We start from the raw sequence: 13,898 nt of genomic DNA, 5'->3' as shown, positions 1-13,898 counted from the left end.
CTGCATTCTATTTTTCAGCTCTCTTATTCGTTGATTCTGAGGAGTGGCGTCATTTGGCGGAGCCCTTCACTTCGGGCAAAGGAAAACATGGGGCTGAAGCCGTGAGCTCTGAATATGTATGGAATGAGCCGAGGCCATCTCGTGCAATACACCAGATCCCAAAGTCAGCACATGGCCATTTCGTAATTCAGATGGTCATTCATGACAGTGATGAAGATCCGGGCCAAATTTCTAAATGTGGCAGCATGGGTGAATACCATACGCGCATGATTGCACTTGCTGAAACTGACACGCTTGATGTCATCGAGCAGGTGGGTCCGTTTCATTACCAAGATGGTAAAAAGGAGACCCGCGAACATTATCTGGATCACTTGGTCATCAAGGAAGGCGGCAAACGTTTCGGTCTCACTGACAAGCCCACAGTCTACGTAACTGAGGATTTCCAAGACGAAATTGCACAGGTAAGAGAAGATGGGCGTCAGAAAAAGCTTTTCGATGAGTTGTATCTCGTTACAGAGTTTGCCCGCGATCCGATTACGCTTTTCAACGCTGAGCTTATTCGAGGCTGCCGCGACGAAGAAGCGGATGTTGACGCCATCGCTTTGACCGTTGTTGCTGACGTGACTTCGAAAGCTAAACTCGACGAACTTATCTGCCAGATTAACAGAGGGCCGCGGGGCTTCCGGGCGTTGGTGCGCTTGATTGGATCTGGACATCTTGTTTTGTGGAAGCATGAAAAAATCAGTCGAGACTCTGTGGTTGTGCGGGGTGTGGCCACCCATGATTGACGCCCAGACATCCACTCCAGTCTTCCGCTTTGAACCTGGCACAACAGGCCGATTTCAAAACCGCAAGATCACATTCATCAGGCAGGCTGTTCAAGGCCATATGATTGAGTATTCCCCCGATCCCGAGGCTGAAAATATCCCGGCTATTATGAAGGGCTCTCGACCAGATTTGGAGTTTGTAGGACGGCGTATTGTTCCGCACCATGAATTGACGGCCGCGTTAATGGATGGAACGCTTGATATCGATGAGGGTGACTATGTTTTCATCGACCATAGTCAGACGTTCAAACCCCAGTTTGTAGCTTCACTTGACGAGAGCCCAGCACAGGATCTCATTCTGCGCTTCGCCTCTGTGATGCTGATGCGTGAAATTTGCCAAGAGCGCGGGATACTCAAGCGGACACGATCTGAAATCAAGGGGATCGAGTCGGTTATTCTCCGAAAATTGCCTGGTCGGATTGCCCAGTTGAGTGGCACGATAGAAAAGCTTCGTCGCCATCCGTTTCGAAAGAAATCGATTCCAATTGACTCTGCAACGGCTCAAACCATCAAACGGTGGGACGAACAACTGCGAACGCACGGATTTTGTAATCTTGTCGACAACCGCCATCTCTCTGGGAACAGCACGAGTAAACTGGCTCCAGAAGTAGTTGAAATTCTCAAAGCTGTAATTGATCAATATGAAACGCTTGAAAAGGTGCCAAAAACTGACGTTCACGATAAGATCACTTCAAAGGTCAATGCCAAGAGGCAAAGCCTTCTTGCGGCTATTGAAATCCGTGAAGCGGTGGGTGAACTTATCGAAGTCAAGGAACGTGAGGCTGTAAACAAGGTTGTTCCACCTTCGCTCAAGACTGTCAGCGCGTGGATCAAAGCCATTTCACCACTTGAAAGTATTTTAAGGAAAAATGGTTCTGACTATATGGATCGCAACAGGTTCATTGTCGGAATGGGGCTGAATGTTGAAAGAGCCGGTCAGATCGTCATGATCGATGAAAATGACGTCGATCTGATGACCATCGTGCCGTATCCATACCTTGTTCACTTCCTCGGCGAAGAAAAACTGCGCGCATTGGGGATATCAGAAGCTAAGCCTCTGCGGGTCATTATGTCGGTCATGATTGACGTCTACACCGGATGTATTCTGGGCATGCAGATCGGAATGACCGCAACGCCGGATCTGGCAAAGCGCACTTTCCTCATGGCGATGTCGGATAAAACAAAGCTTGCTGAAGCATGCGGGGCAGAAGGGGAATGGAACCAGTTTCTGCGGCCGGAAAAAGTCATGCACGATTCTGGGAATGCTTACCTCGCTGGCGCTACCGAAATGCTATGCGCCCAGCTCCGCATCGATAAGGTGTCGGCGCCGAAGGCGAAGGCCTTTATTCGGGCAGCGGTAGAGCGGGTGTTCAAGACCGTAAATAGAGGCTTGCTCGCGAAAATACCGGGAAAAACATTTTCTAACATCGGTGAGCGCGGCGAATACGACGCCGAGGCTGAGGCGGTCATGACGCTTGATGATCTTATTCAAGTTCTGACGGTCTGGATCGTCGATATCTATCATAACGACGAGAACGGTGGGCGAGATAATCTGACCCCAGCTGACTTATGGAACCACGAGATGAGGGTTGGAATTGGATGTAGGCCGATCCCAGCATTGAAGAACATGACCCATATCTTTGGGACAACGTTTTTTCGTCGTGCGCAAACAACTGGTATCCGAGTAATGCATGCCAACTATTCTTCTAAGGTTTTCGCTCGCGAGCTTTTGCGCGATCCAAATCGCGCCTTTAAAATCCGATGGTGGGAAGAGAACCTGAGCGAGATTCAGGTTGAGATTAAGCCACGCACGTGGATCCCGCTTGAGGTCATGGATCCACGTGCCCGCGGTGTCAATTTGGATGAATGGCTACTGATCCTCAAAAGAGAGGAAGTCGAACGCAACCCTGATGCTGAGGCAACACGCAGAAGTGCTGAGCAAAAGATCGACAGTCTAATTCAAGACCGCATTGCGACCAGACGAAAGGTCACGAGGAAAACTATGACCCCAGAGCTCCTTCTTAAGACAGAGCAGCGTGCTCTGCGTTATTTTGCTACGCCCACCACGATGATCGCGAGCGCGCAAACACATAGCCTTTATGGCGTCCCTGTAGGCGGCGCGGATGATGAAGGTGGAGCGCATGCGCGGGGCACCAGTGCAGGTTCGGGAGATCAGAATTCAGGTGCTCATGTCAAACCAACCGACCGTACGGCGGCGCGAGGCCGACGTCCGAAAGATATTTTCAAGCCTGGGACAATGGAATGAGCATGAATATTGAAAGCCAAGCCCTGGCGGCTGAACCAGATCAAACGCCATCTTCCGCTGTAATGCTGGATGATCCGCGCCCTGGTTTGAACGATACTGCAGAGCTGTCTGACTGGCTGCTGAAGCGCTATATGGTCAGCAATTGGGACAATCAACTCGTACAACGACTTGAGATGGTTTTGAAGCGCGACGAAGACGGAAACATTCTGTCAGAGCCAAAGAGATTTCAGAACGAGACAATGGGTATTGCGGTGACGGCTCCTGCGCGTGAGGGGAAGTCCTTTCTTGTGCAGCAGGTTTTGTCGAAGGTCCTTGATGAAGAGATTGATGTCGATAAATGCGGGCCATCAATACTTTATTGCCGCCTTCGCACGGATGCCACCGTGAAAGGTGTATATAAGGATATCTGCGCCAAAACGGGTTTCACAACGTTTCCTGCTCAAATGACAAGAGCACAAGCGAATGAATTGGCAACTCATCGGCTGAAGTTGAAAGGCATTAAAATCGTCATTCTGGACGAAGTTCACAACCTGTTGAAGCCGTCAGAACCAGTAAACCTATTCTTGAAAACGTTTCTGCAAGATGGCGGCGGCTATTGCCTCATTACGATTGGAACAACAAAACTCCGCAGCTTTATCTATGACGATCCTCAGAACGATGAGCTGGCTGGCCGGTTGCTTGATTTTCAGCTGGAAGCATTTCCACGCAGCGATACGGTAAGTATGATTGGAAAAGCGATTCAGCAACTTGCAAGTGACGCAGGATTGAAATTGAACCCTACCGTAAGTAGCGACCCATACTTTTCTGACCGCGTGTACGATGGTTGTAAGGGGAGTTATGGGCGCTGTATGCGATTGATCGCAACGTCTGTCGTTCGTGCGAAAGAGGATGGTGCTGTAGCGCTTGATATCGAAGATTTCAAGGCGACCTTCGAACTCACTTTCAAACACTACAATCCAGTAAATCCATTCGAATTTCCGGGATGGGTCGATGGTACAAGTGCTGAAGCAGACACATCAGAGGTGCTTTTTGACAATTCGCAGTCTGATTTTCGGGCAAAAAATAAGGGTCGAAGGGTAAACAAAAAGGTAGCCAGATGATCTCTGAACGCCTTGAACCTTCGGTTTCATTTCACAGTGATGAGTTGTCGCAGGGATACTTTGCTCGCCTTGGGACCGTTCACGCTGGTGTAAACGCCCGTCAATTTTGTAGTTATGTGGGCCTTGGTGCCAGAGCTTTCAGGAATGGCGATGCCAATTTTGTCGAACTTACGGCGGCCTTGTCTGGTATTGAGCCTGAAGTCCTCAAATTTAATACCGTACAATTGCAAAGCGATGGCGCATTTTCACTGCGCGGTGAGACTCTTGATGTTTCTACACTTCGAAGGACAAAGGTCCACTATTGCCCCGAATGTTTGAATGCCGATGCGAAATCCTCAGGACCTTCTGGAGCTGGCCTTTTCCGACAAAGGTGGATCTGGCAGCTCCGACCAGTAAAAGTTTGCCCGATTCATTGTATGGAGCTGGCTTCAATCGATTCACGGTATGGTGTTCAGGCATATGATTTAGCGAAGCTGATCGAGCAATCCGACGTGGACATGGATACCGTGGCTTCATCCGTACGGCGTAATCCCGGTGTGCTTCAAGACTACGTTATTGACCGCATGAACGGAACTCGGGCGAATATACCTTGGCTTGATGGTCAGGGCATTTCGGAGGGGGTCCGAGCTTGCGAAATGATTGGCAGTCTGTTTCTTGATGGATCCCAAGCAGTAGTAAAAGAATATACTGATACAGATTGGGCCGCTGTGGGTGATGTGGGCTTTCATGTGTGCTCCCTGGGTCCTGAAGCGATCAAAGATGTTCTGCATAATGTTAAAGTTTCATCCGGACGCAAAAGTGGAAGGACAGGTCCGCAGGCAGTGTTCGGTTACCTTTACAATTCAATAAAGAAGTCCGTTCGAACCGGCGGCCTTGGACCGATCGTCAATGTGGTACGTGAATCGATTGTAGAAAACTTTTCAATTGGTGCAGGTGAAATCGTATTTGGCGAAGTTGTTACGAAGCGGAAAGTCCACTCAGTAAGTTCCTTGTCATTAGCCATTGGCATTAACAAATTCAGGCTTTTCGGCCTGGCGCGTACAACTGGGTTGATACCTCAGTCAGTGGATCGTGAAGCTTCCAATCAGTTGGTTTTCCCAGTGGAGGAAGCTGAACGCGTTATTGGTCGTATTGCAAATTCTATCCCACAAAATCAGGTTGCAAGATTCCTTGGAGGTAGCACGAACCAAGTAGGACACCTTGTGCGCAACGAAACCATTAAGTCGATCACGCCGCTGGTAGAAGAGCACAGGGGTCAGCTACGTGGTAACTTTAACCGCGATGACCTGAACGAATTTTTGGGAGTTGTTTGCAATGGTCTGCCCATTATTTCCTCCGAAGTAGATGGATATGTCAGTCTATCTGAGGCGTCTCGTCTGCGAACAGATACAAGTCAGGTCTTTATGTGGCTACTCGATGGGGAATTGCCAAAAACATGCCTACTACAAGGCGGAAACCGCATTGATCATCTTCGCTTTTGCTATTTGGATGTGGTTAACAAAATTAAAGAATTCCAAGGGTGTGATTTGTGTAGTTTGACTTCCGCCGCATCAGTTCTGGGTATTCGGCGGGCTGCGATAAAGCGCCTCATCTCCACAGAAAACGGTGGACCTTGGTTGATCGCGGTAAAACAGCGCGAAACCAAAAAAGTCACTAAATCTATATTTTTCTCCCATACTGAGATTGAGCATTTTCAAGAGATGTACCTGACTCCTGGTCTGATTGGACGAATGTTTGGAATAAACTGGAGCATCGTAAGCCGCGTTCTCAAAGAGAAAAGTGTCGATACAATATGCGATCCAAAGTGGGTTGGTGCTGAAATTTATCGGCGTGACGAAGTTCTGTCGGTTGCATCAGATTTAGAGGCAGCTCACCCCCTTCCAAAAGAGGGTCGCTATAAAAGGAGCAAAGAAATCGCCAAGCTCAATCTTTCAGGAAAAACAAAAAAATGACAAAAGCTGGTGAATTTGATGCTTCCAAACGGTGAATCCGATGCTTCCAGTATGGCTGCGGTCAAAATCAACTTTATACAAATAGGGGTTTTGGGTCAAAAATTGTGAAAGTTATGCTTCACTATACAGAAAAGCCCCTGTCACGCAGATTGCAATGCATAAGTCGGCTACCCGGGGGATATTTTGCCGAACTGATCATCCGGCGAAAAACGTTCTCATGTGATTTTCTTTTAGCGCGGCTAGGCTAGCCGAGCTGAATTCATTGATCATTTTGAAAACAAGGTTTTCAAAAAGTCGTTACCCATAAAAATGGGGAGCGAGGTTTCCCGCGCCCCCCATATGATCGTCTGAAAGACTTACTCGGTAGCAAGCTCTTCCTGCGATGCGTCCAGATTACGCACAACGTTATCTGCGAATGCGTCGATCATCGCAGCATAGTAGATGTCGCTCCCCTGCGTAATATCGCTGATCGACGTTCCATCGGGGTAGAATGCCTGCGCCTGCAGCGACGATACTTTCAGGGTGTAACTTGCATTGTTATCGGGGCCAGGGACGCGATACAAAATATCGCCCTGCAGATACGATTCTTCGCTACCGATCGCTTGCTCAAAGCTAGTGGCGAGGGATACCTCATCGATGTCGATGATTATTTCCGCGCCCTCCGCTGCCATGCGCTCGGCAAAGCGTGCCTCGATCGCCAAAGCCAAATCAGCGTCGATGTTGACCCAAACTTCGGCGGCTTCTGCATTCTGGATCGCTTCAAGATCGGTGGTGACCTCGATGAGTGACACTGTAGACGCTGGTACTACGCTTGTCGTTTGCGCAAAAGCTGCACTTCCCATCAATGCGATTACTGCTGTTGTGCTCAAAACCAAATTTTTCATCGTGATACTCCAATATTTCCCCCGTCGCGGGGTCTGCCAGTACAACCGCGCTGGCCCCTGATATGTTCCCGCTGATAGAGACGATTGGCTCTGCAGTAGGATGGGCGTAAAACATTATGATTTGAATACAATGCACTAAGCATCAAATTTATATCATAGTTGAATTATCTCGCTTAACGTCGCTTTTGCGTGAAGGTAGTCGCGGCGCTGCTTGAGCGCTTTTGAAGCGCGCCTATGATCGCGATATCTTGCCGGATTTGATATAGATGTTTGAACGTCGAATACCCGAGTGGCTCCGCCACGCGCCTGCGCCATCAGTGCGGGGTTTTGCGATCCTTGCGGGTTGCGAAGCCGTCGTTCGCGGTATGCTGGTTTCGGTATTTCCGGTGGCGATGCTGGCGGCATTAGGCGATGCCGCACGGATCAGTTCGGTCTATTTCATGATCGGTATCGTGTCGCTGATGGCAGGTCTGCTGGTGCCGTTCCTCAACCGGTTTATCCCGCGCCGCTGGATGTATGTTATCGGGTGCTTTTGCTATATCGCGGGATGTAGCTCGGCGATGGTGGGCACGCCTGCGTTGACGGTGCTGGCACTTGCACTCAACTCCATTGCGACGGTCACCACATTTGTATGCTTCAACTCCTATGTGCTTGATTATATCGCGCGGATCGAACTCGGCCGCTGCGAGACTCAGCGGCTGTTTTACTCCGCGCTGGGGTGGACGATCGGGCCATTTGCAGGGGTCATTCTCTGGGATTGGTGGCATCCTGCGCCTTTCATCATCTCCGCGTCCGCAGCGGGGGTTATGCTTTTGGTTTTTACCTACATGCGCATGGGTAACGGTAAGCTCATCACAAAGGCCAAGCGGCCACCGCCCAATCCGGTTGCCTATCTGGGCCGGTTTTTCCGACAGCCGCGCCTTGTCGCGGGCTGGTTGTTCGCCGTGATCCGGTCGTGCGGGTGGTGGGCTTATATCGTCTATCTGCCGATCTATGCCGTCGGGAACGGGATGGGGGCGCAACTGGGCGGGGCAGTTATGTCCACAACCAACGCGGCGCTGTTCCTGACGCCATTTATGCTACGCTGGATACAGGCCCGCTCGATCCGCCAATCTGTGCGCACAGGCTTTGCCACATGTGCGGTGCTTTTCGGGATTGCAGGGTTGGGTATTACTTCGCCTTGGGTCACGATCGCGTTGCTGGTTGCGGCCAGCTTCTTTCTTATTTTGCTGGATATCTGCGGCGGGCTGCCGTTTTTAATGGCGGTCAAGCCATCAGAGCGTACAGAGATGTCGGCGGTTTATTCATCCTACCGCGATGTGTCGGGCATCGCGACACCCGGGGGCGCCTGGCTGGTGCTGTTGGTGGCGCCGGTTACGGGCGTCTTTGCTCTGGCGGGTGCGGGCTGCGTGGTCGCGCTCTTGCTCACGGCCAAGCTCCACCCGCGGTTGGGTGAGGCGCGCCTGAAACCGGATAACGAACTGAACGGCCCGCTGGCGGCAGGCAAACCGGCCTAGAGCGCCAGATCAATCCAGACCGGCACGTGATCCGAAGGCTTGTCGCGGGCGCGGATGTCCTTGTCGATCTGGCAGTCTATCAAACGGTCGGCAGTATAGGGGCACAGCAGGAAATGGTCGATCCGGATGCCGTTATTCCGGTTCCATGCGCCTGCCTGATAATCCCAGAAACTATAGTGGCCGGGTCCTTGCGTGCGGGCGCGGAACGCTTCGGTTAGACCAAGATTCAAAAGGGACCGCCACTTTGCATGGCTTTCGGGGCGAAACAGGGCATCGCCGCGCCAACTGTCAGGGGTGGCGGCATCCTCTGCCTGCGGAATGATGTTGTAATCGCCCGCCATCAAAAACGGAGTTTCTTCCGCCAGCAGTACCTGCGCACGCGCGCGCAAACGGTCCATCCAATCGAGCTTGTAGGCGTATTTGCCACCCTCGACCGGCGTGCCATCCTCGTTCAGCTCAACGGGGTTGCCGTTGGGCAGGTACAACCCGCACAGCCGGACAGAATGGGTGTCGCCCACCACAGTTGCTTCGATATAGCGCGCCTGTTCGTCAGCAACATAGGGTTCACCGTCAAGTCCGGGCAGGCCGCGTGTCACATCCTCTAGGGGGAGCTTCGACAAGATCCCCACTCCGTTAAAGGACTTTTGGCCATGCACCTCTACGTTATAGCCACGTTCCTCGAAAATTTCGGCCGGAAATGCCTCGTCGACCGATTTGATCTCCTGCATCAACACAACGTCGGGCTTTGCTTCGTCAAGCCAGTCTGGAAGGGCGTTGATGCGGGCCTTTATGCCGTTGATGTTGAATGTGGCGATCTTCATGGATGGACACTCCTTGGGGGCTGTCTTTGGCGCAGGTCTCTCTGCTATCGCGCAATTGGATCAGCAGGGCAAGACGACAACCGGTCAGGGCGAGACAGAGTGACGCAGAAAGAAAACTGGCGTTTGCCTGTATTTTATGCAAACTATAGCTTCGCAGACTTAAGATGCAATGATGCACGCATCCGCGCACACAAGGTACGCTTGCCATAGGATTGGGCAGGCCACACCCAGAAATTTGAGCGGCTGCATACATTACGGCAAATGACAATCAGACGATGTCTATCTGGCCTTTTATGCCCACACAGGGTCGTACGGGCCAACACGTCCTAGCCAGCATGAGAAACGCCGGACCGGGGGAAGGGTGAGAGATACAGATTTATCGAGTGTCGTTCTGGCGTGAGGGTCAGATGCGGCATAAAGCTCGGGAGCTCTGTGCATCTTTTCCTCGGTTCAGGCGCATCTACGCAATTCACCCCGCAGGAGAATTCCAATACCCAACGGTTACATCGAGAAAGATGTACCGCACCCACACGACGAGGTCGCATTCGGATTGTTGATGACAAACCGCGCCCCGATCAACTCCTCGGTGAAATCAATCACAGCATTTGCCAGAAATGGCAACGACACACTGTCCACGACGACGCGCTGGCCGCTGCCTTCCAGAACCAGATCGTCTTCATTCGGCTCGTCCAGTGCGATTTCGTATTGAAAGCCGGAACAGCCGCCGCCTTCAACCGCCACACGCAGCGCTTTTCCTTCGGTAGCAGCACCGATTTCGGACAGGCGTTCAAAGGCGCGTGGCGTCACTGTGGGGGGCAGGTTCATGGGGTCACTCCGCAACGTGTTTTCATTGGGTCATAGGCGTAATATAGGTTTCCCACATGCGGGGTACAAGCGCCGCGTTACAGGAGTGACCAGATGCGTGCATCCTTTGCCTCGGACCCAGACCGTGTACGCGGCAGGCGAGTGCCTGAACAAGAGAGCAGTTTCCGTTCGTGCTTCCAGCGTGATCGCGATCGCATCATCCATGCGTCTGCCTTCCGCAGACTGAAGCATAAGACGCAGGTATTTGTAGAGCATGAGGGTGATTATTACCGCACACGCCTGACACATTCCATCGAGGTGGCACAGGTGGCGCGAACGATCGCGGGGGCGCTTCATCTCAATGCAGAGCTGACCGAGGCCATCGCGCTGGCGCACGATCTGGGTCATCCGCCCTTTGGCCATACCGGCGAGGATGCATTGCATGCGCTTATGCAACCCTACGGCGGGTTCGACCATAACGCGCAAGCGATTAAGATTGTTACCTCACTGGAGCGCCACTATGCGCTTTTTGATGGCCTTAACCTGACGTGGGAAACACTGGAGGGGTTGGCAAAACACAACGGCCCCGTCATTGGCGCACTGCCCCACGCGCTGGCCGATTATAATGACCTGCACAATCTGGAGCTTGACACCCATGCCAGTGCCGAGGCGCAGGTTGCGGCGCTGTCCGATGATATCGCCTATAACAACCACGATCTGCATGACGGATTGCGCGCAGGGCTGTTTGCCGAAGACGAGATTGCGCAGCTGCCGTTGATTGGGGCGGCCTTCGAAGAAGTTGACGCGCTGCACCCCGGCCTTGACGCTTACCGCCGCAGGCATGAGGCATTGCGGCGCGTATTCGGCGTCATGGTGGCCGACGTCATCGAGACGTCGCGTGCAAATCTGGCGGCGTCGGGTGCCGGATCCGTCGAGGATATTCGCCATCTCGAGCGTCCGGTCATTTGTTTTTCGGATGCGATGTGGCGCGATCTGGGGCAAATCCGGCGGTTCTTGTTCACGCGGATGTACCGCGCGCCGGCTGTCATGAAGATCCGCGCCGAAGTGACCGGCGTAGTGGAGGATCTGTTTCCGTTGTTTCTGGAGCAGCCTGATTTAATGCCTGACGATTGGGCAAATCATATTGCTCAGGCCGGATCAGACCGTACACTACTCGCGCGGCTTGTCGCGGATTATATCGCGGGCATGACCGACCGCTTTGCCTTGCAAGAGCATGATCGCCTGATTGGCGGCACACCGCTGGCAGGGATCCAGTCTGTGGGAAAGGGATGAAGATGTTGGACCGTCAAATTGAAAATCTGCAAAAGCCCGTAGGGGCGTTGCAGGCCAAGCGGATCATGGTGCTGGGCGCCTGCTGTGCGTTTGGTCGCAGTATGAGCCGCGCGCTGTCCGCGGCCGGTGCGCAAGTTGTCGCAGCAGATGCCGATGCTCAGGCGCTTGGGCAGTTGAGCGATGCCGTTCCCCTGACCCTCAAAGGAGCGCCGGAGGAGGCATTGCGGCGTGTTGGCCGTGTATGGGGTGAGGCCCGTCTGGATGCTGTCCTGAACCTGATGCCGCTGCGCCATCCGGAACAGATCGATCTCAACATTGCTGTGCTACAGGGGATTGTGCAGGGATTTATGCCCGCTTTGTCTTTGTCCGGTGGCCAGATACTCACGGTCGTCTCCCGCCCCGAGCAGCCGCTGGATGTCGCAGGTGGTGCGATGGCACCGGCGATTTTATCTGCACAAACGGCCCTTGCCCACGCGCTGCGGCGTGATGGATTGACGCTCAATACCGTCTCGGTGGGGGCGGGCGTGGTGACACCCGCGCGAAAGACGGTCATCGGCTTGCTTTCGGGGACGTTGGGGCCTCTTACGGGGTCCGAAGTGCGGCTTTGATTGACGCGGCCCGTCAGGGTGGTACATGAAAGACCACCCAACACGCCGAGAGCATTTCAATGAACCTTTTTGCCGATATCCGTTCCCTCGTTCTGACCGCCCTTGATGCCATGGTCGCCGCAGGCGATCTTCCCCGTGGTTTGATCACTGACAACGTGACGGCAGAACCACCGCGCGATGCGTCGCACGGTGACATGGCAACCAACGCGGCGATGGTGCTGGCAAAACCTGCCGGTATGAAGCCGCGTGATATCGCTGAAAAGCTCGCGGTACATCTGGCGGATGATCCGCGTATCACCTCTGCGGAGGTGGCGGGACCCGGCTTTTTGAATCTGCGGTTGGCGCCTGCGGTCTGGCAGGGTGTCGCCGCATCCGTGCTTGCATCTGGTACCGACTATGGTCGCGGGACGCTGGGCGCGGGCAAATCCGTGAACGTCGAATACGTTTCTGCAAATCCCACAGGGCCGCTTCATGTCGGCCATACGCGTGGGGCGGTGTTCGGCGATGCATTGGCGAGCCTGCTGGCCTTTGCCGGTTGGGATGTGACCCGCGAATACGTCATCAACGATGGCGGTAACCAGATCGACGCCTTGGCGCGGTCTGTTTTCCTGCGCTATCAGGAAGCACACGGGCAGAAGGTGGCATTCCCCGACGGGACATATCCCGGCGATTATCTGGTGCCGGTCGGTCAAAAGCTTAAAGACGAGGTCGGGGATAAATATCTCGACGAGGCCGAGGATGTCTGGCTGATCCCGATCCGTAACTTTGCCACGGACCAGATGATGGAGCTGATCCGCGAGGATCTGGCATTGCTGGGCGTTAAAATGGATCGGTTCTTTTCGGAGAAATCGCTGTATAATACCGGTAAGATCGAGGCCTGTCTTAAAAAGCTTGATGATATGGGGCTCATCTATCGTGGCACCCTAGAGCCGCCAAAGGGCAAACTGCCGGATGACTACGAGGCCCGCGAGCAGACCTTGTTCAAATCCACCGAGTTCGGCGATGATCAGGACCGCCCGATCCAGAAGAACGATGGAACATGGACCTATTTCGCACCTGACATCGCCTACCACAATGACAAGGTCGAGCGCGGTTATGACCAGCTGATTAACGTCTTTGGCGCTGACCACGGCGGGTATGTCAAACGGATGAAGGCGGCAGTTTACGCTCTCTCGGGCGGGTCTGTCCCGCTCGATATAAAGCTGACGCAGCTGGTGAAGCTGTTCAAGAACGGCGAAGAGTTCAAGATGTCCAAGCGGGCAGGCAATTTCGTCCTGCTCAGTGATCTGATCAAGGAAGTGGGCAAGGACGTGACACGCTTTGTCATGCTCACCCGCAAGAATGACGCCCCGCTGGATTTCGATTTCAACAAAGTGAAGGAGCAATCGCGCGAAAACCCTGTGTTTTACGTGCAATATGCCCATGCCCGCGTCGCAAGTGTACTGCGCAAGGCCGCAGAGGCGGGCATCGACGTGAGCGATGCGGCGTTGAAAACTGCGGATCTGGGGAAGCTCGATCACGATGCAGAGCTGGCTTTGCTCAGAAAAGTTGCAGAATGGCCTCGTCTGGTAGAGACAGCTGCGCGCAGTAATGAGCCACACCGAATTGCCTTCTATCTCTATGAATTAGCAGGCGATTTACATGGCTTCTGGGCGCTTGGAAACTCCGAGACCGGACTGCGGTTCATACAAGAGGACGATCGTGCAACATCACAGGCGAAAATTGCGCTTGCAAGGGCCGTGGCGATTGTAATTGCGTCAGGCTTGGGTATCCTTGGCGTCACACCTTCGGAAGAGATGCGCTAAGCAGCCGGCGTAGGCAAGCAG

The 13,898-nt window shown here is 53.2% G+C and carries 11 protein-coding genes; 8 read left to right on the top strand and 3 right to left on the bottom strand.

Translation table 11 applies throughout. From position 1 onward, the window contains the following. Positions 1-53 precede the first annotated feature (53 nt). Genes C8N30_RS00450 through C8N30_RS00435 form a run of 4 tightly spaced genes read left to right on the top strand, consistent with a single transcriptional unit; the run spans position 54 to position 6,145 of the window. Positions 54-788 (top strand): hypothetical protein, encoded by a 735-nt coding sequence (locus tag C8N30_RS00450; RefSeq protein ID WP_147419663.1) that lies wholly within the window; start codon positions 54-56, stop codon positions 786-788. Beyond that, entirely contained in the window at positions 781-3,093 is a 2,313-nt protein-coding gene (locus tag C8N30_RS00445) for a hypothetical protein (protein ID WP_025062518.1), read from the top strand. Before C8N30_RS00450 ends, C8N30_RS00445 begins: the two co-directional genes overlap by 8 nt. Positions 3,094-3,095: 2 nt before the next feature. Then, positions 3,096-4,193 (top strand): ATP-binding protein, encoded by a 1,098-nt coding sequence (locus tag C8N30_RS00440; protein WP_025062517.1) that lies wholly within the window; start codon positions 3,096-3,098, stop codon positions 4,191-4,193. Continuing rightward, positions 4,190-6,145, top strand: a complete 1,956-nt coding sequence (locus C8N30_RS00435; RefSeq protein ID WP_025062516.1) for a TniQ family protein — start codon at positions 4,190-4,192, stop codon at positions 6,143-6,145. The genes C8N30_RS00440 and C8N30_RS00435 overlap by 4 nt, the downstream gene beginning before the upstream one ends. A gap of 356 nt (positions 6,146-6,501) precedes the next feature. Here C8N30_RS00435 and C8N30_RS00430 read toward each other — a convergent pair whose 3' ends face one another. Further along, entirely contained in the window at positions 6,502-7,029 is a 528-nt protein-coding gene (locus C8N30_RS00430) for a hypothetical protein (RefSeq protein ID WP_025062515.1), read from the bottom strand. 266 nt (positions 7,030-7,295) lie between these two features. Between C8N30_RS00430 and C8N30_RS00425 the strand changes: the two genes are divergently transcribed. Continuing rightward, positions 7,296-8,546 carry an MFS transporter gene (locus tag C8N30_RS00425; RefSeq protein WP_025062514.1) on the top strand — a complete coding sequence of 417 codons (1,251 nt, stop codon included), beginning with the start codon at positions 7,296-7,298 and terminating at the stop codon, positions 8,544-8,546. On the opposite strand, the gene xth is transcribed toward C8N30_RS00425, so the two are convergent. Both xth and C8N30_RS00415 read right to left on the bottom strand, forming a co-directional pair. Then, positions 8,543-9,367, bottom strand: coding sequence for an exodeoxyribonuclease III (xth, locus tag C8N30_RS00420; RefSeq protein WP_025062513.1), 825 nt, complete (start codon positions 9,365-9,367; stop codon positions 8,543-8,545). The two genes, C8N30_RS00425 and xth, sit on opposite strands and share 4 nt — an antisense overlap. Before the next feature lie 501 nt (positions 9,368-9,868). Continuing rightward, the gene (locus tag C8N30_RS00415) at positions 9,869-10,192 is read right to left on the bottom strand and encodes a HesB/IscA family protein (RefSeq protein ID WP_025062512.1); all 324 of its coding nucleotides are present in this window, start codon (positions 10,190-10,192) and stop codon (positions 9,869-9,871) included. Between the two features lie 93 nt (positions 10,193-10,285). Between C8N30_RS00415 and C8N30_RS00410 the strand changes: the two genes are divergently transcribed. Genes C8N30_RS00410 through argS form a run of 3 tightly spaced genes read left to right on the top strand, consistent with a single transcriptional unit; the run spans position 10,286 to position 13,877 of the window. Beyond that, complete coding sequence (locus C8N30_RS00410) at positions 10,286-11,464, top strand: deoxyguanosinetriphosphate triphosphohydrolase (protein WP_025062511.1); 1,179 nt, start codon at positions 10,286-10,288, stop codon at positions 11,462-11,464. 2 nt (positions 11,465-11,466) lie between these two features. Beyond that, the gene (locus C8N30_RS00405) at positions 11,467-12,072 is read left to right on the top strand and encodes a hypothetical protein (RefSeq protein WP_025062510.1); all 606 of its coding nucleotides are present in this window, start codon (positions 11,467-11,469) and stop codon (positions 12,070-12,072) included. Positions 12,073-12,131: 59 nt separating this feature from the next. Next, on the top strand, positions 12,132-13,877 hold the full coding sequence (gene argS / locus C8N30_RS00400; protein WP_025062509.1) for an arginine--tRNA ligase: 1,746 nt from the start codon (positions 12,132-12,134) through the stop codon (positions 13,875-13,877). Positions 13,878-13,898: the final 21 nt, after the last annotated feature.

Origin of the sequence: Sulfitobacter guttiformis (assembly GCF_003610455.1) — a bacterium.
Classification (GTDB): Bacteria; Pseudomonadota; Alphaproteobacteria; order Rhodobacterales; family Rhodobacteraceae; genus Sulfitobacter; species Sulfitobacter guttiformis.
Note: the sequence above shows the minus strand (reverse complement) of the source record. Positions and strands in the feature narration are given on the sequence as shown.

Excerpts from the sequence above, each read along its gene's own strand:
- C8N30_RS00445 (WP_025062518.1), top strand. The coding sequence starts at position 781 with ATGATTGACGCCCAGACATCCACTCCAGTCTTCCGCTTTGAACCTGGC.
- C8N30_RS00440 (WP_025062517.1), top strand. The coding sequence starts at position 3,096 with ATGAATATTGAAAGCCAAGCCCTGGCGGCTGAACCAGATCAAACGCCA.
- C8N30_RS00435 (WP_025062516.1), top strand. The coding sequence starts at position 4,190 with ATGATCTCTGAACGCCTTGAACCTTCGGTTTCATTTCACAGTGATGAG.
- C8N30_RS00430 (WP_025062515.1), bottom strand. The coding sequence starts at position 7,029 with ATGAAAAATTTGGTTTTGAGCACAACAGCAGTAATCGCATTGATGGGA.
- C8N30_RS00425 (WP_025062514.1), top strand. The coding sequence starts at position 7,296 with ATGTTTGAACGTCGAATACCCGAGTGGCTCCGCCACGCGCCTGCGCCA.
- xth (WP_025062513.1), bottom strand. The coding sequence starts at position 9,367 with ATGAAGATCGCCACATTCAACATCAACGGCATAAAGGCCCGCATCAAC.
- C8N30_RS00415 (WP_025062512.1), bottom strand. The coding sequence starts at position 10,192 with ATGAACCTGCCCCCCACAGTGACGCCACGCGCCTTTGAACGCCTGTCC.
- C8N30_RS00410 (WP_025062511.1), top strand. The coding sequence starts at position 10,286 with ATGCGTGCATCCTTTGCCTCGGACCCAGACCGTGTACGCGGCAGGCGA.
- C8N30_RS00405 (WP_025062510.1), top strand. The coding sequence starts at position 11,467 with ATGTTGGACCGTCAAATTGAAAATCTGCAAAAGCCCGTAGGGGCGTTG.
- argS (WP_025062509.1), top strand. The coding sequence starts at position 12,132 with ATGAACCTTTTTGCCGATATCCGTTCCCTCGTTCTGACCGCCCTTGAT.